A 25,781-nucleotide genomic window follows, 5' to 3' on the forward strand; every position below is an offset into this window, starting at 1 on the left:
AGGTTGCGATTAAGTCTCCCCGGAAATAAAATCTGGTAGGGTAAAGAAGATAAAAGCTCTTGGCTTCTGTAATGGAGGCCAAGAGCTTTTTGCATCTTGTTTTGTAAGCGGAAAGAGGTTACAATAATAGAAAAGAAAGCGTATATCAGTCGAATAAGGTGGTAGGCCTATGAAGTTTTTCGAAGTGGTTCCCAGTGAACTTTTCTCGCCGCTGGCTTCGCCCAACCGTATTTTATATGCGGATGCACTGGACGTACTGTACGCAGCATACCAAGAAAACTTGAAAATACGGGAAGATGTCTTGTATTCAATGCTGCGCGGCAGGCTGGAGCAGGAACTGGCGGATGCTACGTTTGAAGATGAAGACATTGACGAAGAGGAACTGAGGGATATCTCTGGCCGCGCCCGTTTTTTGATCCGCAAGCTGTGTAGTAAGGGGTGGTTTGAGAAGGAACGTGGGGATGATTTTGAAGAGTATATCACGATTCCTAATTACAGCAGCCGCTTGCTGGAATTATTCCACCAACTCCGCGATGATAGCCCGGCTCGTGGATATTCCTATGTGTTCGGAACGTTCTCTGCATTAAAGGTCGCTGACGATAGCGACAATGCTTACGAAAAAATGACGGCGCTTTACAGTGCCTACGATAACACAACGGCACTGATTAGTTTGTTGCAAATGGTCTATCATAACGTAAAGCATTACTTTCAGATGCAGATCGATATGCAGGATGTCAACCAGGTGCTGGCTGCACACTTCAATGACTTCGGACAAAAAGTTGTGGAGGCATACATCCGTCCGCTGAAAATCAAAGACTCAGTGCCGAAGTATCGTGTCCCAATTCAATCTATACTGAGACGGTGGGAAGAAGATGACGCGCTGCTGATGACGATGGCAAATGAAGCATTGCGTGATAAGCGGGGCAAGACATTGGAAGACTGCCGTGCCGATCTGCTGAGGAAAATTTTCTGGATCGAAGAACGCTATGACAATTTAGAGAAGGACTATCTTGAAGAAATTGATACGCAGGTCCGGCGCTATACCAGGGCAGCAACACAGAAAATCGAGAACCTGACGAACCGAGATCAAAGCGTGCGCGGCAATTTGAATGTTTTGCTGACGGCACTGTCCAGAAACCGCAGGGCATCTGAGCTGGTGGACCAGATACGACCGGCATTTCAATTGTATGAGCAGTCTTTTTTGTCAGAAAAAAGTCTGTGGTACCGTAAGCGTCCCGAAAAACGGACAAAAACCGCGTCGGTGCTGATACAAGATGATCAGGCACCGAATACGGAAGAACAGGTCAGAGCGGCACAGTTACTGCAATCGAAATATGGCCGGGCAGCAGTAAATGCTTACGTGCAGGGATGGCTGGGAGACGCTGACATTCGTTGCTCGGAGGAGCTCTCGCTTGAAGAGGACAAGGATTATATCATGAGTTTGCTGGCAATCCTTGGAAGCAAGGATACATCTGCCGGTTATGTGGTCCAGGAACTCGATGGCATTTTTTGCAAAAATGGCTATTCGATCCCGAAAATGCAGATCCGGAGGAAGGAGAAGAAGCCGTGAATTTTGATTTTGTTACCAATGCAACGGCAAAAGAACTGGAACAATTCAAATCTGTCTGCAATCAGCTGCTCAGCCGCACATACATTGTGCGAACCATCTACCAGCCGGGAAAAGGCAGGGTGGATAACCCAGACTATCTTTTTCTATCACGGCACTATGAGGCTGTACAGGAGTACCTGAGTCTGCTGGACTGGGATTTGCGCAGGGATGAACTGAACGGATACTTTTATGTGTTGAACACAGACGAGGCTAACCGTTGCAACCTCAATAAAAAAGAAACGGCGATTTTGCTGGCATTACGGCTGATCTACGAAGAAAATATGGAGCGTTTGGGTTTGGAGCAGGATGCCGTATGTACTGTGCGGGATGTGCTGGAAAAAGTGGTGACCGACTATCCAGTTTTTCCGGCTAAGCCGAATATGGAAGAGGTCAAACGCGCGTTTACGGTACTGGAAAACCATTCTGTGATTCAAAGACTGGAAGGAAAATTCAACCAGGGCAGCTGCAGGATCGCAATATTGCCAACCATTCTTTCTGCGGTCTCCAGCGAAAAGCTGAACTTGGTTGTGTCTGTTTTGAAAAAGGAGGAAACAGATGAAGAAGCTGAAGAAGATCCTGCTGATCAACTGGCTCTATTTCAGTAAGGAACTGATTGAAGTGGGCGACATCAATTTCCTGACCGGCAAGAACGGTGCCGGAAAGTCAACGGTCATCGATGCACTGCAGATCGTGCTGCTGGGCGAGACAAATTCCCGCAATTTTAATCAGGCAGCCAACGAAAAATCGCAGCGCACATTGGAAGGCTATCTGCGCGCCGACATGGATGATAACAGCCCGTATTCCCGCCGTGGTAAGGACTTTTCTACCTATATTGTCTGCGAATTTCAGGATGAGATGGAGGGCAGCAACTTTGTGACGGGCGTTACCTTTGACTGCCGTAGCGATGGAAGTTACCGTGATACATTCTTTATTTACACGGGGACACTGCCGGAAAATTGCTTTATTGAACAGGGCGAGGCAATGGAGATTTCTGCACTTCGCCGTTTTTTGAAGCAGAACTATGCACGGGCAGAATTTTACGATACCCAAAAAGAGTATCGCCGCAATATGCTTGCAAAGTGGAACGTTCACAACGAGCAGGTCTTACGGATGATGAAGAAGGCTGTTTCGTTCCGGCCAATTGTGGATATCCAAAAATTTATTACGGAGAACATCTGCGATATTCCGGATAAGCCCAATATTGAGCTGATGCAGCAAAACATCCGGGATTATAAACGGCACGAATTGCTGGCGCAGCGTCAGCAGGAAAAGCTGGATGCGCTGCAGCAAATCAGCAGGCTGTATCAGGAGATGAACCAAGCCATAGACCGCTGCCAAATTCAGAAGTTTCTGGTACGGTGGGCAAAAAAAGAAGCTGCGCAGACAGAGATCGACCAGAGGGAATTGGAACGAACTGAATGCAAGGAGAACCTTGCAAATGTGAATGAGCAACGGGAGGAGCTTGAGCGGCAGATCGAACAGAAAGAAACGCGCCGCAGTGAGCTTGAGCTGGCCTGCAGGCAGAGCAACGTTTTCCAGGAGGAAGAGCGTCTACTCAACATGGAAAAGGCTCTGAGAGATGAGCAGAAAAAGCTGGAACAGGGTCTGCAAAATCTTGAAGTGGAGATTAAGCGGGAAGCACGGCGTTTGCAGAGATTCTGTGGGAAGATACAAGAACTGGAACCGGAAGAACTTCTCATACCGGTGCAGGAAGCGGCGAACACTGCGCAGAAAGCATATGCTGTATTTACTGGTGACGAGAAGGGATTGTTTGCCCGGCCTGTGGAGTTGTTTGAAACGGGGCAGCAGGCAGCGGCCGAATTGTCGGATGCTGTCCGCAGTGCGGCTCATAAAACAGAGGATCGTATTGCAGAGCTGAAGAAGCAAGCCGACCAGAAAAGTGCGGTGCTTGCAAATCTGCGCAGGAACATCAAAGATTATCCCCATGGGCTTCTGCTGTTCAAAGACCGGCTGGAAAAGGATCTGGCGGATAAAACGGGGCATGCGGTTCCCGTTTATATTCTGGCTGATGTGCTGGAAATGGCAGATGAGCGCTGGCGTGGAGCGGTAGAAGGCTACCTAAATAACCAGAAATATTATCTGCTGGTGGAGCCGGGACGTTATCAGGATGCACTCAACATTTACGACCGGCTGAAGCAGGAAGCAGAGTACCGTGCGTTTGGTCTGGTAGATATCGGAAAACTGCGGGAAAAAGAAACACTTCGACCGCTGCCCGGCAGTCTGGCAGAAAAGGTGGAGACAGAAAACAAGCTGGCACGCAGCTATGTGGACTATCTTCTGGGTCGGGTGATATGCTGCGACACGGCAGAACAGTTGCGCTGCTATAAGACGGCAATTACGGCAGAAGGAATGCTGTATCAGGGCTATGTGGCCCGCGCACTTCGGAAGGGCTGGATGGAAGACGCCTTCATCGGGCGGCGTGCGGTGCAGTTCCGCATCGACCATCTGGAAAAGGAACTGACCTGTCTGCAGGAAGAGCTGCGGCATTGGCAGCCGCTCCAGAAGCAGCTGACCGGCCTGCAGGAGCCGCTTTTTACCCAAAGATTCGTCCGAATCGATGTGGCGCAAAAGCAGGAGGACTACCAGCGCGTCCAGACGATCATCAAGGAAATCGCAGAAGTCAAAAATCAGCTTTCCCAGCTGAATCTGTTCTGGTTGGATGAGCAGCGGCGCATCATTGAACAGTTGAAAGAAGAGATCCTTGCATTCAATAAGGAAAAAGATGCGAAAAATGTGCAAAAAGGGAAGTTGGAAGGCCGCATCCATCAGCTGGAATATGAGATTTTGCCGGAAAAATACCAACAGTATGAGGCCATCGAAGATGTTTTGAACGAGGAGTTCACGAAGGAATACCGAGAAACCATCGGCGTTCCCCGCTATCGGCAGGAGCTTGTCCGCTTGAAAAAGGCAGATGTCATCCGCAAGAACTTCGGCGACAGTTTGGCGCAGAGCACAAAGGCGATGGACGGGGCTCAGAAGAAACTGTTTGCAGCACGCAGAGAATATGCAGAACGGTTCAAACCCTGTGCATTCCAGATCGAGGTGATGGATAACACAGAATACGAGGAAGAACGACGTACTCTGCAGGAAAGCGAGCTGCCCCGATACAAAGAAAAAATTCGGGCGGCACGGGAAAGCGCAATGGAGCAATTCCAGAACGATTTCCTTGCCAAACTGAAATCCAGCATCGACCAGGTGCAAGAACAGGTGCACAATCTGAACAAGGCCCTGCGCCAGGCACAATTTGGCACAGACAAGTACCAATTCCGTGTAGGGCCAAACCCGGATTATCTGGATTACTATAACATGATCACGGCAGATGAACTGATGGAAGGCGAATCCGGTCTATTCGCACTGCCCTTTCAGCAAAAATACGGCCCATTGATCGAAAAACTGTTCAGCCAGATCACAATGGCAGACGATACGCAGCTCAATGTCCGCAAACAGAGCGAACTGCAGGAGAATATCGTCCGCTATACAGACTTCCGGACGTATCTGAAGTTTGATTTGGAAACGACTGATCAGAACGGTTCCAAGCAGCTGCTTTCTCAAACACTGAATATGAAGTCCGGTGGCGAAACACAAACGCCATTCTATATTGCGGTGCTGGCCTCGTTTGCCCAGCTGTACCGCGTCAACGATGCTACCCGTTTTGGTAATACGGTGCGTCTGGTGGTGTTCGATGAAGCTTTCAATAAAATGGATAGTGACCGGATCACGGAGAGTGTACTCCTTCTCCGAAAGATGGGGCTGCAGGCGATCATCTGTACGCCGCCGGATAAGGTCTCGGACATTATGCCCATTGCAGACCGCACATTATTAGTGGACAAATCCGGATACCGGATGCATATTATTCCATTTGGAAAGGAGATGCAGAATGAAGGAAGCACAGGTGATCCTGAATCGTCTGCTGGATAAGTTTGAAAACAGTAAGCATCTTTCTGAACCCAACACATCCAGACGTCGGGTAATGCTGCGCATTGATAAAAGGGAGTTGCCGGAGTATCAATACGAAGATGCGGTGGTTCGGGATGCTTACAATATTGCAGCGCGGGAGCTGGAGCAGCAGGCTTTGGTGCGTCTGGAATGGGCGAGAAAGCAGAGCGTTCTCTCCTGCATTGTGCTGGATCTGGAACGGGTCGCACAGTGCTATGAGTGCGCCGACAGAGTGCATCCGCGAAAAAAGGCAGAAGAGGTTGCAAACATCATCATGCAGAAGCTGGCAGACAATCCCGTTCCATGGATCGCGGCATGGAGGGATGCTGTATGTGCTCAGGTGCGGAACAGCATGAAAGTGCCGACGTATTGCAGGGAAAATGACGGTCTGCTGCAGGAGCTTTTGCTCACGTTTCAACGGTATGCGGAGCTGTCCGGCAGTGTGACGATGCGTGCATTCAGCAGCCAGTGTTTTCACGATACCAAGTATTTTGAGCGAAATGTACGGGAGCTGTTTCTTACCATTGCACGAAAGTACAATACCCAACTGGCGGCGGCCTGTACAGAAGCGGAACTTGGTGAGCGGGATCAGCTTGCATTTCTGGGAATCTATGCCCGCCCAGAGCTTTACGAACTCTCGGGCGATTGCGCGATCTGCTTGAAGAAGGGAGAACTACAGCTCAGCGCAGCAGAACCTTATGGATTGGCTTTGCCCAGTACACTTGTGTCAGAGATTGTGGACATTGAACTAAAAAACATCTGCTGCATTACCTTTATCGAAAATAAAACGAACTATGATGAATATTTGCTGGCGGAAAAACAGCCAGAAGAACTTGCTGTTTATCACGGCGGCTTTCTGAGCCCGCAGAAGAAAAAACTTTTTGAAAAACTGGCTGCTGCGGCAGGGGAAACCATGCAAATTCGATTCTGGGCGGATATTGATCTGGGCGGTTTTTGTATGTTTGAAAACCTGCAAACGGTGTTTCCACAGCTTGAACCCATGCGTATGGAAGGGCGCTTTGTGGAACAGTACCACAAAAATGGCCTGAAGCGGCCGGAGCAGTATCTGAAGAAGCTGAAGAAAGAGCGGAATGTGGGAAGATATACGCTGTTTGTTGATGCAATTGATAAGATTTTGCAATATGGGGTCACAATCGAACAAGAAACATTTCTGGAGTAGAATTCATGCGAAGATAAGAACGTACTATCATTCTTCCCAAATGCCCTGAATTTTGGCACTTGCTCAGGCTGCTATTAAAAATCCCCGCAAGCGATTGCGTGAGAGCGTGAGAGAGTACACATAAAACTTCATAAGTAAAATAAACCCGCCCCGGTTTCCGTAACAGGATGATATGAACCCCAAAAGTTAGACAAAAATCAAATTAAGCGACCCCAACGGTCTGAATCCTGTATTGCACAGGGCTCAGGCCGTTTAGTTTTAATTTGATTCGGCGATTGTTGTAATAGTCGATGTAATCGATAATGGCCTTTTCAAGCTGGTCAATGGAATCAAATTTTTCCAAATAGAACAGTTCTGTCTTGAGCAGTCCAAAGAAGTTCTCGGCAACCGCATTGTCCAGACAAGTGGCTTTCCGAGACATACTTTGCGTAATTCCTTTTGCTTTCAGTAGATTCTGGTAGGACTTCATCTGGTATTGCCAGCCCTGATCCGAATGCAGAATCAGATTGTCAACCTTGTCCGGCAGCTTTTGAAAAGCACCTTCCAGCATATCCGTGATCTGTTTGAAATTTGGATGGCGGCTCAGGTTATAGCTGACAACTTCGCCATTGAACAGATCGAGAATTGGAGACAGATAGAGTTTTTGGTCGTTCACTTTGAATTCAGTAACATCTGTGACCCATTTTCGATTTGGCTGGTTTGTCTTGAAGTGCCGTTCCAGCAAGTTTGGCGCAACTTCTCCGACTTCACCCTTGTAGGAGTTGTACTTTCTTTTTGCGCGAACCTGACAGACTAAGCCCAGCTGCTTCATGAGTTTCCGAACCGTCTTGTGATTCACACAAATATCGTTGTTGTGTAGTTCTTGTGTAATTCTGCGATATCCGTATCGCTTCTTGTTCTCATTGAAGATTGTAATGATCTGTTTTTTTACCATCTGGTACTTCGCAGGATTTTGAGACCGATGCAGGTAGTAGTAAAATGTGCTGCGAGGAAGTCCGGCAAGTTGCAGCAATGCTTTCAATGGATATTTCTGCCTTAGCTCCTGAACTACTTGTGCTTTCTGTTTTGGCGTTCCTCTTCCAGTACCAAGGCGTTCAATTTTTTTAAGTAATCGATCTCCATCCGAAGCCGTTGATTTTCTGCAATCAGATCTTCTTCTACTTGCTTATCCAGCTTTGGCTTCCGACCTTTCTGTGTCCCACCGGCGGCACAGGCTCGACCTCGACGTTCTACCAGAAGTGCCTCTTCGCCTTCTTCCAGATAGATGCGCTCCCAATCTTGAAGCGTACGTCTTGGAATTCCATACTTGCTGGATGCTTCATAAAAGCTTAATTTTTCATTGTGAAGCTGTTTGATGATTTCTACCTTTTGAGCTCCGTTGTACTTTCGTTGTCCCTTTGGCATACAAAAACACCCCATTTCCTAAACAGTATACCATACTGTCTAACAAATGGGGTGCAGTTCATTTCCTTTATGGATATTTTTGTGGTACATCCGCTTTCTTCGGAAGGAAAGCCTATTCGCATCGTTAAGTTTCAAATTCCAGCTGCGGTGACAGCAATCCCTACAGGATGGAAAAATCGTTTTTATGGCCGTGTGGGGGAATCTCTTGTTGATTTATCGCAGGAAAAAATCGATAGAATTCGAGGTGAACGCAGAACTGATTGGACTAGAGAAATTATTGACGGGGTTTCTTTATCGCATCTGGACACAAAGGCTGTTTCGATTGCCAGAACCAATTACAGAGAACGCCTTTCCAATGCAGCTAATTCTAACGCAGTAGAAGAACTTGACAAAATGGATGATTACCAATTTTTGTCTAAAATTAAACTTATTCGGAATGGAAAAATAACGAAGGCTGCATTCGTTCTACTTGGAAATAGCGATTATTCGGATTTCTTTGAGGTTCCTCCGCAGATTATGTGGAGACTTTATGATCATAAAGGGAATACAATAGACCATGAAATTTTTGATATTCCGTTTTTGTGCGCTATAGATTCGGTTTACAAAAAGATTCGCAACTTGACGTATCGCTATATGCCTAATCAGCTAAGTTTATTTCCGACTGAAACGCAACAATATGATTCTTGGCTGCTGCGAGAGTTGCTTAACAACTGTATTGCGCATCAGGATTATACTGCGGATCGAAGGATATATGTAGATGAATTTGAAGATCGTATTGTAATATCAAACGCAGGACAATTTCTACCAGGAAATATTAAGACTGTATTAGAGCCGGCATATGCACCGCCATATTATCGAAATCCGCTTCTTGCACAAGCGATGGTCAATTTTAAGATGATTGATACTGCCTCGATGGGAATTCGCCGTGTTTATTCTATCCAAAAAGAAAAGCTGATCCCTATGCCAGACTATGACTTGTCAAGATACGATCAGGTTCGTGTTACGGTTTACGGAAAGGTTTTGAACGACAACTACACAAAAATTCTTTTTGAAAATCCCAATATGGATTTAGATACAGTGTATTTACTTGATAGAGTTCAGAAGGGAGAAAATATTAGCAGAATGGAAGCCGCTGCATTGAGAAAGCTTGGATTGATAGAGGGGAAAATTCCAAAGCTGTTTGTTTCTGCAACGGTGGCAGAAGCCCTGGACCAAAAAGCTCAATATATAAAAAATAAGGGATTTGATGATCAATATTATAAGCAATTGATTGTTGACTATTTGAACAAATGGGGCAAAGGGCAAAAAAGTGACTTTGATAAATTGCTGTTCGATAAATTGCCTGATTCCCTAACAGCCGTACAAAAAAACACTAAGATTCGAAATTTACTGGCATCACTTAGGATGGGCGGCATTATTGAAACCGATTCTGAAAACCATCAGCGTTCCAATTGGGTGTTGACGAAAAAATGAGATTTTTCATCATCTAATCAAGCTCTAATCAAGCGCGAACGCTGAAAAGTACAGTAGTACGTCGATTTTATTAAGCTGTTATATGGTGTAATTAAAGGTCTATGAACTGCCTGTTAAAATAGAACCGCATGAATGATACAAAAAGGAGTTCCACAGTACAGCCTATTGTAATCGTTTTCCGAACGCTCTGTAATTTTGGCACCCGCGCAGGCTGCGATCAAGAACCCCCGCAAGTAATTGCGTGAGGGCTTGAAAAAGCACAAATAAAGTATATGACCGCCCCGGTTTCTGTGATAGGAAACCGGGGCGGTTTTTTGCGCTCACGGAGGGGTAGATGAAAAACGCAGTATGAATATATACTATATAAAAATGAATATATGCTAAAATTTCGGGGAAATACTTGCATTTTCATTAAAATGGGTGTATTATGACACCTGCCGACGAAATGCCGACAATCAACAAGAGAGGGATCGATACTATTATGTCTTTGAAGAAGAAAATTGCTGCGGCTTTCATCTCCTGTGCGATGACGCTTGCCGTGGTTCCTTCCGCCTTCGCCTGCACGGCACTCTATGTCGGCAGCGACCTCACCGAGGATGGCACCACCATGTTTGGCCGGATCGAGGATCTGGGCACCAACGATTACAACAAGCTGTTCAACGTCAGCCCTGCCGGGAAGCACACCGCAGGCGAGGTGTACGAGGGCTGCTACGGCTTTACCTACACCTTCACCCACGACAGCTACCGCTACACCGCCCGCCGGGACGACAATGGTCTGGGTGTCTGCCCGGACTGCGACAGCACCCACGAGCACACTCCCTATGAGGAGGCTGGCACCAACGAGAAGGGCGTCATGGTCTCTGCCACCGAGTCTCTCTACGGCACCGACGCCGTGCTGAGCGTAGACCCCTATGTGGACAACGGCATTGAGGAAGCCGAGATCACCACGGTGCTGCTGAGCGAAGCTTCCACGGCCCGCGAGGGTGTTGCCCTGCTGACCTCCATCTACGACAACGCCGGTGCAGCCGGCGGCTCCGGCGTGTTCATTGCCGACCAGAACGAGACCTGGTTCGTGGAGAACCTGACGGGCCACACCTACCTTGCCCTGAAGCTCTCCTCCAGCGTGGTCTTCATGCAGCCCAACATCGCCGCTATGGGCAAGATCGATCTGGATGACACCGACCATGTGGTGGCCTCTGCCAACCTGATCTCCGTGGCCCAGAAGGCCGGTACCTTTGTGGGCGATGCCGCTGCCAATGTCATCGATCTGGATGCCTCCTACAACGGCGACATCGCATCGGACCGCATGGCAGCCGGCCTGAACTACCTGTACGGCACCGACACCTTTACGAAGGACAACTACAGTGAGACCGACTTTGCCATCAGCAATGTCGGCGAGAACGGTGCCATCGTCCCGGTCTACTCCAACATCCAGCTGACCAAGAAGTTCTCGGTGGAGGATTCCATCCACTTCTTTCAGACCGAGCCCATCGGCAAGACGGGCAATGTGGAGACTCATCTGTTCCAGGTGAGCGCCACCGGCGATCTGAACACCGCCATTACCGAGTGGACCGCTTTTGACGACGACGTGTACAACGCCTTCGTCCCTTACTATCCGATGCTGACCACCGACACTGCAGATGTCTACAAGGTCTCGGTCCATAAGGTCACCCGTTCCGACGAGCAGCCCACCGAGGGCGTCTGGTATCAGGATGCCAAGGGCCGCTACTACACCTACCCGGACGACTGGACCGACTCCTTCTACGGCGTGCGTGACGCCCTCTCCAACCTGCTGACCTACGGCAGCAATGGCAATCAGGTCACCGCAAAGGATCAGGTTGCAGCCAAGGCCAGTTATGCCGCGCTCCAGCAGGAGATCATGGCCGACTACGCCGATATGAAGGCCGCCGTTGCCGCCGCCGACACGCTTGAGGCCAAGCAGGCTGCCGCCACCAACGCCAGCAATGCCATGAGCCAGAAGGTGTACAACACCACCCTGAAGATGTACAATAAGCTCCAGGCCAAGACGGCCGCCCGGGCATGGGTCAGCTCCCTGCTGCACTGAGGCTTTGCAGCGCCTGAGGCGTTTCCCATAAAACCGCAGCGCCCCCGGTTTCCATGACAGGAAGCCGGGGGCGTTTTGTGTATGACTGCTCCTTGCAAACGCCGCCCATTCGTTCTATATGACAAGGCAAAACTGCCGGAATTCTATTTGCAGGAAGAAAATTTGGAGAAGATCATTGCGGAGATGGGGTAAAACACACTGGAAATTCACAAATAACGTATCATCGTTGCTCCGAACGCTCTGTAATTTTGGCACCCGCCCAGGCTGCGATCAAGAACCCCCGCAAGGTTTTGCGTGAGCGCTTGAAAAAGTACAAATAATGCAAGTGAACCGCTCCGGTTTCCGTAACAGAAAATCGGGGCGGTTTTTGTGTCATTTGCTGAATCGGAAGGATCCGCTTGTAAAGTTGGGAAAAAAGGTGTAATATTGGTGTACAGAGATTTCGAACAATGCATGATATGTAATGTCTCTGGAATCCGCATCAGCGGATGTGCTCCGAATGCTTGATAGGGAGCAACACTTTCCCCGCCTTGCGGGGGTAATAGCCGGAAAACGGCAGACATCAAAAAAACTGAAAAAACCATGAGAAAAGCAGCAAACATCCGCTTTATAGGACTTTTTGTGTGCTATTCTATCCTCAGAGAAACCCCGATGATGCGGAAAATGCGATTTTCCTGACTGCAGTGGAGGTGGAACAGGATGAGACGACGAACGCTTTCTTACGAGGTGCGGCTGTTTGCAGGCAAAACAGACCCGGTGAACAGCGGCTTCTGGCTGCCGCTCTGGATGCACCTGCGGGATACGGCGGGTATTATGGTATATCTGGTGCAGAGGTGGCTGCCGGATAGCGTCCGTCAGCATATCGGATTGGACGAGGACCAGCTGACACAGACCGCCTGCTTTCTGGGGTGGGTTCACGACCTGGGGAAGATATCCGCGGCTTTCCAGGGGCCAATGATGGCACATTTGCCGGAGCCCAGACAGCGCTTGGAAAAATACACAACGCTTCGGTACCGGGAACAGAACCGCAAGTATTCACGTCACGCGCTGGCGAGTGAGGCCATCTTGCGGTGGCTGAAATGCCCCAACGGGCTTGCATCGGTAGCAGGCGCACACCACGGCAAGCCACAAACCGGGAAGAATGTGCTTGACCAGCTGGGCGATGAGGAAGAAGAAGGCAGCTGGGAATCCAACTATTGGCCCGAGGGCGAGCAGAAATTCTGGGAGAGCTGCTGGCGGGAACTGTTTGACTACGCCTTGCAGGAAAGCGGCTTTTCCAGCGTGGACGAGCTGCCGCAGCTGACCATCCCGGCTGAGATCCTGCTGACCGGCCTGCTCATCATGGCGGACTGGATCGCCAGCAATACCCGATACTTTCCGCTCATCCCTGTGGAAGAGGTGGGCAGCGATACCCTGTATCCTGCCCGTGTCAATCGGGCGTGGGAAGCGCTGGACCTGACCTCTCCGTGGGAGGTGCAGTCGGATGTGACGGAACCGGGGGCGTTTGCGGAACGCTTCGGCTTTCCGCCCAACGAAGTCCAGCGGGCCATGCTGGAAGCCGTCAGCCAGGCCCAGGAACCGGGGATGTTCATTCTGGAAGCACAGATGGGCGTGGGCAAGACGGAGGCCGCGCTGGGTGCGGCAGAGATTTTAGCCAAGCACGGCGGCGAGGGCGGAATCTTCTTTGGTCTGCCCACCCAGGCCACCGCCAACGGCATCTTTGGGCGGCTGCTGGCATGGGCCGAAAAGCAGCCGGATGGGTTGGAGCACTCCATCAAGCTGGCCCACGGCATGGCCGAACTGAACGAGGCCTACCTCCGATTGCAGCAGGACACGGTGTGGGTGGAGGAGGATCTGGAAGCAGACCCCGATGCTGACCCGGAGAGCCGGGTGATGGTGCATCAGTGGTTTCGCGGCAATAAGCAGGGGCTGCTGGCTGATTTTGTCATCGGCACGGTGGATCAGCTGTTACTGGCGGCGCTCAAGCAAAAACATGTGATGCTGCGCCACCTCGGCCTTGCGGGCAAAGTGGCGGTCATTGACGAGTGCCACGCCTACGATGCCTATATGAACTGCTATCTTGACCGGGCGCTGACCTGGCTGGGCCGGTACAAAGTACCGGTGATCCTGCTTTCCGCTACCCTGCCCGCCAAGCGCCGGGTCGAGCTGGTCAGGGCCTACCTGAATGGAAGAACCGCCCCGGACGGCTTATGGCAGACCTGCCGGGGCTATCCGCTGCTGACCTGGACGGACGGCAAACAGGTGGAGCAGACGACTATCCCACTGGAAACCGAACCACGCAGAGTGGAGACATTCCCGCTGACCGAGGAACAGCTGACTGACACTCTGCGCAGTGCCTTGCGGGAGGGCGGCTGTGCGGGCGTGATCGTCAATACCGTGAAAAAGGCGCAGGCCATTGCGGCCCGTCTGCGGGCAGAACTGCCGGAGTTTGAGGTGGTGGTATTCCACGCTCAGTTCCTCATGCCCGACCGTGCCGCCAAAGAAGAGGCGCTGATGAAGCGCATCGGCAAGCACTCCACCCCGGAACAGCGGGATAAGCTCATTGTGGTGGGCACGCAGGTGCTCGAGCAATCCCTTGATATCGATCTGGATCTTCTGGTCACAGAGCTCTGCCCCATGGATCTGCTTTTACAGCGCATCGGACGACTGCACCGCCACGAGGGGCGGGCTCGTTCCCGGCCGGTGGCGCAGGCCCGCTGTGCCGTGCTGGACACTGGGACGGAGGACTTCGACGAGGGCAGCAGGGCGGTTTACGGGGAATGGCTGCTCTGGCGCACCCGCAAGCTCCTGCCCACCGCCATCACCCTGCCCCATGACATTGCCCCGCTGGTGCAGGATGTCTATGGCTGGGAGCCCGACCCTTTGCCCGCCAGCCCGCAGAGCACTGCGGCCCGGGTGGAGTACGAAAAGGCCCAACAAATCAAAATGGGCAAGGCGAAGACTTTTACCATCCTGCCGCCAGAAGAGCACAGAAAGCGCTCTTCCCGGAATACGCTGGATAATTGGATGGATGATGTGGGTGCTGTCAGTGACAACGGTGCCCGCGCGGCGGTGCGTGACGGAGACCCTTCTGTTGACGTGCTGGTGCTGATGCGGGATGCGGCGGGAAATGTCCGCTTCCTGCCCGATGAAACGGGGCAGCCCGGTGCCTGCGTGCCCACGGACGAGCCGCCTCAGCCGGAGATGGCGCTTCAAATTGCACGGCAGAAGCTGCGCCTGCCCGGATATTTCAGCAAACGGTGGTCGGTGGAACAGACCATCGACGCACTGGAAACCCGGAACCGGGAAGTGTTCGGGTTGTGGCAGCAGTCACCGCTGCTGCGGGGAGAACTGATCTTACTGCTGGATGATCACCTGACCGCACAGCTTGCCGGGCAGGTGCTGCAATACGACCGTGAAAATGGTCTGACCTACCGGAAGGAGGAAGAGAATGAAGCAAATTGAGTATAATTTGCTGGAGGAACGCTGGGTGCGGGTGCGCGGGCAGGATTACACCGTGCAGGAAGTTTCTCTGTCGGATGCCCTGCTGCACGCCCACGAATACCGTGACCTGGCCGGAGAACTGCCCACGCAGGATGCCGCCATGCTGCGGCTGCTGTTGGCGGTTCTGCACACGGTGTTTTCCCGGGTGGATGAAAACGGTACGCCGGCCCCCTTTGAGGAAACGGACGATGCCCTGATCCGCTGGGAGGAGCTGTACCGGCTGGGGCATTTTCCGGAAGCGCCCATCCGGGCCTATCTGGAGCAGTGGCGAGACCGCTTCTGGCTTTTCCACCCGGAACGCCCCTTCTGGCAGGTGCCGGAAGCGAAGATCGGCACAGAATACACCGCTTCCAAGCTGAACGGGGAGCTTTCTGAGAGCAGCAACAAGCTGCGGTTATTCTCGTCCTATGCGGGCGAAGGAAAAGAGGGCCTGACTTATGCCCAGGCAGCGCGGTGGCTGCTGAGTGTGAATGGCTACGATGACACCTCTGCAAAGCCCAAGGGCAAGGGTCTGCCCTCGGTGGGCGCTGGCTGGCTGGGAAAGCTGGGGTACATTCAGGCGCAGGGCAGCAACCTGTTCGAGACTTTGATGCTGAACCTCACTCTGCTCAAGGATGGCGTAGAACTGTGGGGGGAGAATCATCCCTGCTGGGAACTGGAACAGCCCCACAGTGCAGAGCGCACAGAAATCGCCCTGCCGGACAATCCTGCGCAGCTGCTGACCCTGCAATCCCGGCGGCTCCTGCTCGACCGAGAGGGGGAAATCGTGACCGGATTTTCTCTGCTGGGCGGCGATTTCTTCGCAAGAGAGAATGCATTTGCGGAACAGATGACCGTCTGGCGTGACCCGGATGCCCAAAAGAGCAAAAAGACCGGGCAGGTCACCTTTGTACCCAGCCGTCACGACCCGGCCAAGCAGTTCTGGCGGGAGTTTCCGGCAGTGTTCTGTGAGGAAGGGGAAAGCGTCCGCAGGCCCGGCGTTGTCCGCTGGGTGGAAATGCTTCAAAATGACCCGGACTGCCCGCTGGAACGCAAGCGGCTGATCCGCTTTGCCATCAGCGGCATGAAGTATGGCGATAAGGATTTCTTTGTGAACGATTCCTTCAGTGACAGCCTGACCTTTCAGGCCGCGCTGCTGGGAGAACTGGGACGGCGCTGGACAGTGCCCATCCGGGATGAGATCGGGCGCTGCGAGCGGGCCGCGCAATGCGTCGGCCGCCTTGCCTGGGAGCTCTCCCTTGCGGCGGGAGATAAGAACGATACGACCGCGGAATCCGCCCGCACCCAGTTCTACTTTACCATCGACCAGCCGTTCCGGCTTTGGCTGCAGAGCATTGACCCCGAAACGGACAAGCTGGACGAAAAAGCCGATGAATGGCAGGAGAAAGCCCGCAAACTGGCCGCAGAGCTGGGCCGCCAGATGGTGGAGCGGGCCGGGAATGCCGCCTTTGTGGGCCATAGGGTCGAGGTGAAAACAGGCGGTAAAAAGGACGAAAAGAAAACCGTTCTGTATACGGCCCCCAAGGCCTACAATAGCTTCCTGTACAATCTGCGGAAGCTCTACCCGAAGAAAGAAGGAGGAACAGCATGATAACGGATGCGATCCATGATTATGTGGCCGGACAGCTGAGCGGGCTGTGGAGCCTGCCCAAACCCCAGCGGCGTGCCCGGCTGGCAGAGCTGCGCCGGGGCGTTGGGCATCAGCCCGGCGACCTGCCGGCGCTGTGGGGCAGCTTCCTGCAGGAACTGCCCAAAGAGCTCTGGGGCAGGGAAACGGCGGCAGGAGAGTGCCGGGAACCATCGGAAGCCGAGTGGGCGGTCTACCTTGCCCTGACTCTCTACGCCCTGCACCAGCAGGGAGAAGAGAACGTTTCCATGAATGAAAAGGGCTGCACGCTGGGCAGGGCGGTGCGCCTGCTGGCCCAGAATTCCGCAGCTGCCGCGCAGGACTGGACCGAGAGCAGCGTCCTGCGCCGGTTCAACGCACTGGCCACAGCGGATTCCATGCCCGAGGTGTCCCACTACCTCCGGGGGATGGTGCAGCTGTTCCGGGGAAATGAACCGAAGCTGAAACTGGATTACCCCCGGCTGGCTGTGGAGCTGTACCGGTTCCAGCTCCCGGATCAGGCAGCCAATGTCCGCCTGCAGTGGGGCCGGGACCTCTACCAGATGAATGCCGACACACCTGAAACCGAAGAAAAGGAGAATTGAAATGGATACCAAGCGTCTGTATGTTGATTTTCATGTGCTGCAAACGGTGCCGCCCAGCTGTGTGAACCGCGACGATACCGGCAGCCCCAAGACGGCTGTCTATGGCGGTGCCACCCGCGCCCGGGTATCCTCTCAGGCGTGGAAGCACGCGATCCGCAAAATGTTTGCCGAAGAAATGGCCGACATGGTCGAGACCGGAAAACGTACCCTGAAAGCAACTGACCTTGTGGCCGGGGAACTGGCCGCACTGGCTCCTGAACTGGACGATGCCAGACTGAAAAAGGATGCAAAAAAGGCACTGGAAAATGCAGGCATCAAGCTGAAAGATGACAACAACGCCGCCCTGCTCTTTTTGAGCACGGCCCAGGCCCGGGCGCTGGCCCGGCTGGCCGCCGAGGACTGCGAGGAGAAGGATGACTACAAAAAGGCCCTGAAGGAGAACCCTTCGGTGGATATGGCTCTGTTTGGCCGGATGGTCGCCAGCGATCCTTCCCTGAATTACGATGCCGCCGCTCAGGTGGCCCACAGCATCTCCACCCATGCCGTACAGAACGAGTTTGATTACTTCACCGCCGTGGATGACTGTGCCCCGGAGGATTCGGCAGGTGCGGGCCATCTGGGCACGGTGGAGTACAACTCTTCCACCCTGTATCGCTATGCCACCGTCAACATGGTGGAACTGGTGCACCTGCTTGGGGCTGAAAAGGCAGCCCAGGCTGTCCGGGTGTTCGGCGAGGCCTTCATCCGCTCCATGCCCACCGGAAAGCAGAACAGCTTTGCCAACCGCACCCTGCCGGATGCTGTCTATGTCACCCTGCGGGAGGATCAGCCTGTGAACCTCTGCGGTGCTTTTGAAAAGCCGGTGCGCAAGAGCCCCGAGGGCTATGCGGAACCCTCCAAGACGGCGCTGAAGCAGTATGCGCAGCAGGTGTATGCCTGCTATGCGGATGCTCCGGCCCAGAGCTTTGCTGTGGGCATCGGGCTGGACGAGCTGGCCCCGGCCATGCCCCTGAACCAGATGCTCACCGCGCTGGAACGTGCCGTAAAGGAGAAGCTGCCCGGAAATGAGGTGTGACCATGGCAACGCTGTTGCTTCGGCTGGCCGCGCCCCTGCAATCGTGGGGTGCGGATTCCAAATTTGAGACCCGCAAAACGAACCGGGAACCCACCAAAAGTGGTGTCATTGGCCTGTTGGCGGCGGCACTGGGTCTGCGCCGGGACGATGCCGCAGGCCTTGCCCGGCTGAACGGCCTGCACTTTGCCGTCCGTGCTGACCGGGAGGGCAGCCTGCTGGTGGATTTCCACACAGCCAACCGGGAAGAGGATCGAAAAAAAGGCAAGGCTCCCTATGTGACCTACCGCCATTACCTGCAGGATGCGGTCTTTCTGGTGGGGCTGGAAAGCGAGGACACTGCCCTGTTACAGGAGCTGGAAACGGCCCTGAAACATCCGGTCTACCCGCTGTATCTGGGGCGGCGTTCCTGCCCGCCCACCCTGCCGCTCTGCCTTGGTATCCGGGCCGGGAAACTGCTGGATACCCTGCGGGCCGAACCGCTGCTGGTGAAACAGAGGAATGGGGCCCCCTTGCGCATCGTGGCAGACGCGGACCCGGCGGATGCTGCTGCTGTGCCCCGGCGTGATCTGGCGGTGTCGTTCAGCCCCATCCACCGGCAGTACGGCTTCCGCCCGGTGCGGGAGTGGAACACAAACCCGCCGGAAATGCCCGGCGCGACCGAACATGACGCAATGGCAGAATTGAGGTGAGGAATCATGTATCTATCCCGCGCAGAACTTGACCCGACCCGCCGTGAGACCATGGTGGCGCTGATCTCGCCCCAGAAATTCCATGGTGCGGTGGAAAACGCTTTTCCCGGTGCGCGCCGCCGCAGGCTGTGGCGGCTGGATCAGCTGGGAGAAAAACTGTACCTGCTCCTGCTCAGTGAGGAACGGCCGGACCTGACCGCCCTGTGTGCGCAGTTTGGCACCGGTGCGCCCCCGGAGACCCGGCCCTATGACTCGCTGCTGGAACGGGTGACAGCGGGCAGCTGCTGGCAGTTCCGCCTGACTGCCAACCCCACCCGCAGCAAAAAAGACTCTGCCGACCATACGGCCCGGGGAACCCTGAAACCCTGCTATCTCGAGGTAGAGCAGGAGGAATGGCTGTGGGCGCAGGCCGCAAAGCACGGCTTTGCCGTCTCGGAGGGGTCGTTCGCAGTGACCCGGAAGCAGACCTATCACTTCAAGAAAAACGGCACCCGGCCTGTTACTCTGCTGGCTGTGACCTACGAGGGTGTTCTGCAGGTGACGAACCCGGAGGCCTTCAAGGCCCTGCTGTGCGAGGGCGTTGGCCGGGGCAAGGCCTATGGCCTTGGCCTGATGACCATCATCCACAGGGGAGGAGACCATGGCTGAGATGCCGGTCTTTTCCCCGCCCACGCGGGGGTGATCCCGTGATGAAGGCCATCGAGGCAGGCATCATCACCTTTTCCCCGCCTGCGCGGGGGTGATCCCTCTGCCGCATACAGCACCTACCTGACGAACATCTTTTCCCCGCCCATGCGGGGGTGATCCTCTACGCTTTGCAGTTCGGAGCTGTATCTTTGCCTTTTCCCCGCCCATGCGGGGGTGATCCCACGGAACACCATTGGAAGATGAATTACATGCACTTTTCCCCGCCCACGCGGGGGTGATCCCCAGACCCGGACACACTGGCGATGACCACCAATCTTTTCCCCGCCCACGCGGGGGTGATCCCAAAAAGGACTTCGAGTGGCAGGAACTCGGTGCCTTTTCCCCGCCCACGCGGGGGTGATCCCAAAAAGGACTTCGAGTGGCAGGAACTCGGTGCCTTTTCCCCGCCCACGCGGGGGTGATCCCTGAGTTTGAGCAGGGCTGCGAGTGGGTCTGGACTTTTCCCCGCCCACGCGGGGGTGATCCTGGGCTGCCCTCTGGCAGCACTACGCAGGGACACTTTTCCCCGCCCACGCGGGGGTGATCCGAAGTTGCCCACACCCATGGACGGTTCCAGAATCTTTTCCCCGCCTACGCGGGGGTTCCACGTTGACAACCCTGCGCAAAAAGCAGATAATAGGTTTATCTTGAATGCAGAGCGAGGGAAAGTATATGCTGTATTTTGAAAACGATTACTGCGAGGGTGCGCATCCGGCGATCTTACAGAAGCTGGTGGAGACCAACTTTGAAAAGGTCTCCGGCTACGGCACCGATCCCTATTGCGCCAGTGCGCGGGAGAAGATCCGCGCGGCGTGCGGCGCACCGGATGCCGATGTCTGGTTCATTTCGGGCGGCACCCAGAGCAACGCCATCGTCATTGCATCGATGCTGCGCCGCTGGGAGGGTGTGCTGGCCGCATCCACCGGCCATGTGGCTGCCCACGAGGCCGGTGCCATTGAGTTCACGGGCCACAAGGTCATCGGCCTGCCGCACACCAACGGCAAGCTGGATGCCGGGACGGTTGAGGACTGGTGCAGGACCTTCTATGCCGATGGCAATGTGGACCACCTCGTGTTCCCGGGCATGGTGTACATCTCCCACCCGTCGGAGTACGGCACCCTGTACACCAAGGCAGAGCTGGAAGCGCTGTCCGCTGTCTGCCATAAGTACCATATGCCGCTGTTTATGGACGGTGCCCGTCTGGGCTATGGTCTGACCGCCGAGGGCACCGATGTGACGCTGGCCGATGTGGCCCGCCTGACCGATGTGTTCTACATCGGCGGCACCAAAGTGGGTGCGCTCTGCGGCGAGGCAGTTGTGTTCCCCCACGGCGCACCGGCTCACTTTATGACCATGGTCAAGCAGCAGGGCGCTCTGCTGGCAAAGGGCCGTCTGCTGGGCATCCAGTTCGATGTGCTGTTCACCGATGACCTGTACCAGACCATCAGCAAAAATGCCATTGAGACCGCCGCCGTGCTCAAGAAGGGACTGGCCGAAAAGGGCTATTCGTTCTTCATGGATTCGCCCACGAATCAGGTGTTCATCGTGCTGTCCAACGAGCAGCTGGCCGCGCTGGAAGGCAAGGCCAAGTTCGGCTTCTGGGAGAAGTACGATGATACCCACACCGTTGTCCGCATTGCCACCAGCTGGGCCACCCGGATGGAAGAGGTGGAGCAGCTGCTGGAGCTGATGTAAGGGCACACCTGCCAAATGGCGGCGCGGCTCTTTGTGCAGGATGCAGATTGTATTTTCTGCGCGGATATGCTATTCTTAACTGGATAAAGGCTGCACTTTGTGCACCGTGGAAGGATGGTTTATATTATGGGCTTTTTTGACAAGCTTTTTGGCGGCAAGGCCGCATCCGAGACGAAATTTTCCGGCCAGAAGATGACGGTCATGCTTCCCATTGACGGTAAGGTGATCCCGCTGGAGCAGCTGCCTGACGAGACCTTTGCCTCTGCGATCCTGGGCCCCGGCTGCGGCGTGGAGCCCACCGGCGACACCGTTTATGCTCCCTTTGACGGTACTGTTACGCAGGTGCCCGAAAGCCTGCACGCCGTTGGTATGATGAGCGATGACGGCATTGAGCTGCTGATCCATGTCGGCATGGACACGGTGGAGATGAAGGGACAGGGCTTTACCTCCCTGACCAAAGAAGGGGCCAAGGTCAAGGCCGGCACCCCGCTGCTGAAGGTGGATCTGGAAGCCATCCGCGCCGCAGGCCACCCCACCGCAACGGCTCTCATCGTGACCAACAGTGATGACCTGCCGGAGATCAGTGTTGTTGCAAACGGCGATGCTGCCGCTGGCACGCCGGTGTTCAAGTTCAAGAAATAAGTAAGCAGATCCCCCGGAGGCAGAGTGCTTTCGGGGGATTTTTGCGGAGAAAAGTCGTACTTATTTGCAAAAAAGCTGTATTTTGCGTGATTTTCTCTTGCATTGCAGGGGGAGTTGTGCTAGAGTAGGCAAAGTGTGAGCCAAAAACCGGTACTGTGAGAGGAAAAGGATATGGAAACAAAAAAGAAGCACGAATTATCCCTTGCAAAACGCATGGCGATCTCTCTGGTCTGCGGCCTGGTGGCCGGTCTGGCCTTTATGTTCCTGCGGGAGCATTTGAACGCCAGCGGTCAGGCACAGACCTGGACCACCATCAACAACCTGCTGTTCCAGGATATCACCGCCGATGGCGCTGAGCGTGCCTTTGGCATCTTCTACATCATCGGCCAGCTCTTCATCAAGGCGCTGCAGCTGGTGATCATCCCCATGGTCTTTACCTCCATTTCGCTGGCCATTGGCAGCATTGCAGACATCCGCACCATGGGCCGCATTTCCGCAAAGACCCTGTTCTGGTTCCTGCTGTGCTCCTTCCTGGCGCTGCTGCTGGCAGGCTGTGTGGGCTACGGCACCTACTCCATGGGCCTGTTCAACACCCACATCGAGGGTCTGGCAGAAGCCAGCGGTTCCACCGGTTCCAACCCCCTGAACGTGGTGCTGAACATCATCCCCTCCAACATCATCACTGCCTTTGGCAGCAATGGCGCTGTGCTTTCCAGCGTGTTCCTGGCAGTGGCCATCGGCCTGAGCATGAACACCCTGGGCGAGAGCCGCACCGCGACCCTGCGCCGCCTGCTGGGCGAGGTCAACGATGTGGTGGTCGTGTTCCTGAACTTCATCATCAGCAACTTTGCCCCCTTTGCAGTCTTTGTGCTGCTGACCCGAACCTTCGCCATCTACGGCATCGATTACCTCAAGCCCGCGCTGGTCTATGTGGTGATCACGGTGGTCCTGCTGCTGGCCTTTCTGATCATTGCCTACCCGCTGGTCATTGCACTGGGTGCCAAGCTGGACCCTTTCACCTTCATCCGCAAGATCGCCAACGTGGCAGTGTTTGGCTTCTCCACCTCCTCCAGCGCCGCCACCCTGCCCCTGAACATCAAGGTGTGCGAGGAAGAGTTCGGCGTGGATGAGAGCATTGCTTCCTTCGTCCTGCCGCTGGGCATGACCATCAACATGGACGGCACCGCCATCATGCAGGTCATTGCCACCGTGTTCATTGCAGGCTGTGCCGGTTACACCGTCACCCCCGGCCAGCTGGTCGTGGTCGCCCTGCTGGCCCTGCTGGCATCTGTGGGCACCCCCGCCGCTCCCGGCGCTGGGGCTGTCATCCTGTTCACCATCTTGTCCGGCATGGGCTTCGTCAACGACGGCGCTCTGCTGGCCTACTCCCTGATCCTGGCCATCAACCGCCCCATCGAGATGCTGGTCACCTCCCTGAACGTGGTGGGTGATGCAGTTGCCAGCATCTGCGTTGCCAAGAGCGAGGGCCTGCTGAACGAGAAGACCTTCAATAAGTAACAATACGCCGTAACAGGCGCAGCAAAAACTCCCATGCACAGCATCTTCCGATGTGAGCATGGGAGTTTTTTGCGTGGTAGTATTTGTGGGAAGAGTGTGGTATACTCGGCTCAGTTCAACAACTCAGAAGTCGTGAAAGCAAATGAAGCGGATACTACAATACAAGTACTAAGGAGGAATATGAGAATGTCGAAAGATGAGTATTTGATAACCGATGCGCCCCTCAAAGCGTTGACGGTTTTTGCAATGCCGATGATTCTTGGGAGTTTTTTTCAGCAAATATACAATATGGCCGACTCCATTATTGTCGGCCAGTTTGTTGGTTCTTCCGCACTTGCAGCTGTCGGTGCCTGTGCAGCATTGACCAATGTGTTCATTTGTGTGGCACTGGGAGCCGGCGTAGGTGCCGGTGTGCTGGTGAGCCGCTATTTCGGTGCCAAAGAATATGGCAAAATGAAAACCATTGTGTCAACGTCCTTGCTCAGCTTTTTGATTCTGAGCATTGTCCTTGGCGTTTTTGGCTTATGCTTTTCCCTTCCGATGATGCGGGACTTGCAAACCCCTCCCGACATTCTGGATGAGGCGGTGCTGTATCTGCGGGTCTATTTTGCGGGCTTTCCGTTCTTGTTTATGTATAACATTCTCTCCAACATGTTCACCTCCATCGGTGAATCAAGAATTCCCTTGGCACTCCTGATTTTTTCTTCTGTCCTGAATATTTTTATGGACCTTTGGATGGTTGCTGGGCTTGGTCTGGGCGTGTTCGGTGCCGCTCTTGCAACCTTGATTGCCCAAGGCATTTCCGCCATATTTTCCCTTCTGATTTTTCTTCATCGGATGCGGCGATACGAGAGCCCATTTCAACGATTTGACTGGCAGGGGCTGCAATCCATGCTGCAAATTGCCGTGCCGTCGATTCTTCAGCAGTCTACGGTGTCCATCGGTATGCTGATTGTGCAGGCAGTTGTAAATCCATTCGGCACACAGGCGCTGGCAGGCTATTCGGCGACGATGCGAGTAGAGAATGTGTTCTCTTTGATTTTTGTCTCCATCGGCAATGCGGTTTCGCCGTTTGTTTCCCAAAACCTTGGCGCAGGCAAGCCCCAACGCATCAAAAAAGGGTACCACGCTGCACTGGTGCTGGATCTGTGCTTTGCAGCCATTGCGTTTGTGGTCATTGAAGCGCTGCACACGCAGATTTCCTCGCTGTTCTTGGGAAAAGACGGAACGGCGTTGGCCTATCAGGTGTCTGGTGATTATATGAGATGGCTTGGTTACTTTTTCATCTTCATGGGTATCAAGATGGCAACCGATGGAGTCCTTCGCGGTCTCGGAATTATGCGTCCGTTCCTCGTTGCAAACATGGTGAACCTTGCGATTCGTCTGTCCGTTGCCCTGATCTGTGCACCGCGTTTCGGCATTGCCTTTGTCTGGCTTGCTGTACCAGCTGGTTGGCTTGCGAACTTCTTAATCTCCTATGGGGCTCTCAGGAGATCATGGCCGACTGATAAAATGGCATCAACCAGATAACTTCGCGTTTGTGGAGCGAAGCAGAACAATGAAAGCCCCAGTGGGGCTTTTAAGCGACAGAACGGTCTTGCGTAGCAAGATGGAGGGGCTTTGCCCCGACAAGTTCCAGTTTGCCGTACTCGGTTCCAGCAGGTTTTGGGGCAGACGCTCTCCAACAAGAGCACTATCGAAGTCCATCCTGCCTTTTGTGCTATATCCGCCTGTTCTTTCATGGGAGAGTGTGGTATACTCGTCTTGGGTCAATAAATCGGAAGTTGTGAACTTAGAATTAGAGGTGTTGAAAATGAAAATAATAATTATACTTATTGATTTACTGATGGCAACTGTTCTCTTTTTTGTTGGAAGATTTTTATCAAATCAAGGAATACAGAAAGAAGTGTGCTGTTTTTATCAGGAGATTATACTGGATTAAATACAGAGAAAATATGCAGAGTTACTGGAAAACGGATTAAGACATGGGCAATGCTCTTTTGTCTTGGCGGTATCATTGATTTTATCAAGCCGGGCGCAGGAATAATAATAGTTTCCGTTTTTTTTATTAT

The 25,781-nt window shown here is 53.7% G+C and carries 19 protein-coding genes and 1 CRISPR repeat array; of the genes, 17 read left to right on the forward strand and 2 right to left on the reverse strand.

Annotated elements, in window-relative coordinates:
• Positions 1-169 precede the first annotated feature (169 nt).
• Genes MTP40_RS01225 through MTP40_RS01240 form a run of 4 tightly spaced genes read left to right on the forward strand, consistent with a single transcriptional unit; the run spans position 170 to position 6,746 of the window.
• The gene (locus tag MTP40_RS01225) at positions 170-1,570 is read left to right on the forward strand and encodes a Wadjet anti-phage system protein JetA family protein (RefSeq protein WP_097770214.1); all 1,401 of its coding nucleotides are present in this window, start codon (positions 170-172) and stop codon (positions 1,568-1,570) included.
• Complete coding sequence (locus tag MTP40_RS01230) at positions 1,567-2,214, forward strand: DUF4194 domain-containing protein (protein ID WP_005920847.1); 648 nt, start codon at positions 1,567-1,569, stop codon at positions 2,212-2,214. The genes MTP40_RS01225 and MTP40_RS01230 overlap by 4 nt, the downstream gene beginning before the upstream one ends.
• Positions 2,165-5,548: an ATP-binding protein gene (locus tag MTP40_RS01235; protein WP_156074464.1), complete on the forward strand. Its 3,384-nt coding sequence runs from the start codon at positions 2,165-2,167 to the stop codon at positions 5,546-5,548. Before MTP40_RS01230 ends, MTP40_RS01235 begins: the two co-directional genes overlap by 50 nt.
• The gene (locus MTP40_RS01240) at positions 5,508-6,746 is read left to right on the forward strand and encodes a Wadjet anti-phage system protein JetD domain-containing protein (RefSeq protein WP_156074466.1); all 1,239 of its coding nucleotides are present in this window, start codon (positions 5,508-5,510) and stop codon (positions 6,744-6,746) included. Before MTP40_RS01235 ends, MTP40_RS01240 begins: the two co-directional genes overlap by 41 nt.
• 202 nt (positions 6,747-6,948) lie before the next feature.
• Here MTP40_RS01240 and MTP40_RS01245 read toward each other — a convergent pair whose 3' ends face one another.
• Positions 6,949-7,845, reverse strand: a complete 897-nt coding sequence (locus MTP40_RS01245; protein ID WP_249260079.1) for an IS3 family transposase — start codon at positions 7,843-7,845, stop codon at positions 6,949-6,951.
• Positions 7,794-8,150 (reverse strand): helix-turn-helix domain-containing protein, encoded by a 357-nt coding sequence (locus tag MTP40_RS01250; RefSeq protein WP_197039581.1) that lies wholly within the window; start codon positions 8,148-8,150, stop codon positions 7,794-7,796. The genes MTP40_RS01245 and MTP40_RS01250 overlap by 52 nt, the downstream gene beginning before the upstream one ends.
• A 69-nt stretch (positions 8,151-8,219) precedes the next feature.
• Between MTP40_RS01250 and MTP40_RS01255 the strand changes: the two genes are divergently transcribed.
• The 13 genes from MTP40_RS01255 to MTP40_RS01315 all read left to right on the forward strand — a co-directional run bounded on the left by MTP40_RS01255 (position 8,220) and on the right by MTP40_RS01315 (position 25,651).
• Positions 8,220-9,623 carry an ATP-binding protein gene (locus tag MTP40_RS01255; protein WP_156074470.1) on the forward strand — a complete coding sequence of 468 codons (1,404 nt, stop codon included), beginning with the start codon at positions 8,220-8,222 and terminating at the stop codon, positions 9,621-9,623.
• 481 nt (positions 9,624-10,104) lie between these two features.
• Complete coding sequence (locus MTP40_RS01260; protein ID WP_249259681.1) at positions 10,105-11,688, forward strand: C69 family dipeptidase; 1,584 nt, start codon at positions 10,105-10,107, stop codon at positions 11,686-11,688.
• Positions 11,689-12,387: 699 nt separating this feature from the next.
• Positions 12,388-15,153 (forward strand): CRISPR-associated helicase Cas3', encoded by a 2,766-nt coding sequence (gene cas3 / locus MTP40_RS01265; protein ID WP_249259682.1) that lies wholly within the window; start codon positions 12,388-12,390, stop codon positions 15,151-15,153.
• Positions 15,140-16,783, forward strand: a complete 1,644-nt coding sequence (gene casA / locus MTP40_RS01270; RefSeq protein WP_249259683.1) for a type I-E CRISPR-associated protein Cse1/CasA — start codon at positions 15,140-15,142, stop codon at positions 16,781-16,783. The genes cas3 and casA overlap by 14 nt, the downstream gene beginning before the upstream one ends.
• Positions 16,780-17,403, forward strand: a complete 624-nt coding sequence (gene casB / locus MTP40_RS01275) for a type I-E CRISPR-associated protein Cse2/CasB (protein ID WP_117535588.1) — start codon at positions 16,780-16,782, stop codon at positions 17,401-17,403. Before casA ends, casB begins: the two co-directional genes overlap by 4 nt.
• Before the next feature lies 1 nt (position 17,404).
• Positions 17,405-18,478, forward strand: coding sequence for a type I-E CRISPR-associated protein Cas7/Cse4/CasC (cas7e, locus tag MTP40_RS01280; RefSeq protein WP_156068986.1), 1,074 nt, complete (start codon positions 17,405-17,407; stop codon positions 18,476-18,478).
• 2 nt (positions 18,479-18,480) lie between these two features.
• Positions 18,481-19,167: a type I-E CRISPR-associated protein Cas5/CasD gene (gene cas5e, locus MTP40_RS01285; protein ID WP_227612661.1), complete on the forward strand. Its 687-nt coding sequence runs from the start codon at positions 18,481-18,483 to the stop codon at positions 19,165-19,167.
• Positions 19,168-19,173: 6 nt separating this feature from the next.
• Positions 19,174-19,815 carry a type I-E CRISPR-associated protein Cas6/Cse3/CasE gene (gene cas6e / locus MTP40_RS01290; protein ID WP_249259684.1) on the forward strand — a complete coding sequence of 214 codons (642 nt, stop codon included), beginning with the start codon at positions 19,174-19,176 and terminating at the stop codon, positions 19,813-19,815.
• A gap of 9 nt (positions 19,816-19,824) precedes the next feature.
• Positions 19,825-20,462: a CRISPR direct-repeat array (repeat unit 28 nt; unit sequence CTTTTCCCCGCCCACGCGGGGGTGATCC).
• 64 nt (positions 20,463-20,526) lie between these two features.
• Complete coding sequence (locus MTP40_RS01295; RefSeq protein WP_249259685.1) at positions 20,527-21,549, forward strand: threonine aldolase family protein; 1,023 nt, start codon at positions 20,527-20,529, stop codon at positions 21,547-21,549.
• Positions 21,550-21,675: 126 nt separating this feature from the next.
• Positions 21,676-22,191, forward strand: coding sequence for a PTS sugar transporter subunit IIA (locus MTP40_RS01300; RefSeq protein WP_035393390.1), 516 nt, complete (start codon positions 21,676-21,678; stop codon positions 22,189-22,191).
• Positions 22,192-22,362: 171 nt separating this feature from the next.
• Positions 22,363-23,709, forward strand: coding sequence for a dicarboxylate/amino acid:cation symporter (locus tag MTP40_RS01305; protein ID WP_249259686.1), 1,347 nt, complete (start codon positions 22,363-22,365; stop codon positions 23,707-23,709).
• A gap of 180 nt (positions 23,710-23,889) precedes the next feature.
• Positions 23,890-25,239 carry an MATE family efflux transporter gene (locus tag MTP40_RS01310; RefSeq protein WP_442900433.1) on the forward strand — a complete coding sequence of 450 codons (1,350 nt, stop codon included), beginning with the start codon at positions 23,890-23,892 and terminating at the stop codon, positions 25,237-25,239.
• A 28-nt stretch (positions 25,240-25,267) separates the two neighbouring features.
• Entirely contained in the window at positions 25,268-25,651 is a 384-nt protein-coding gene (locus MTP40_RS01315; RefSeq protein WP_249259688.1) for a hypothetical protein, read from the forward strand.
• Positions 25,652-25,781 lie beyond the last annotated feature (130 nt).

Source organism: Faecalibacterium sp. IP-3-29 (assembly GCF_023347335.1).
GTDB lineage: Bacteria > Bacillota > Clostridia > Oscillospirales > Ruminococcaceae > Faecalibacterium > Faecalibacterium duncaniae.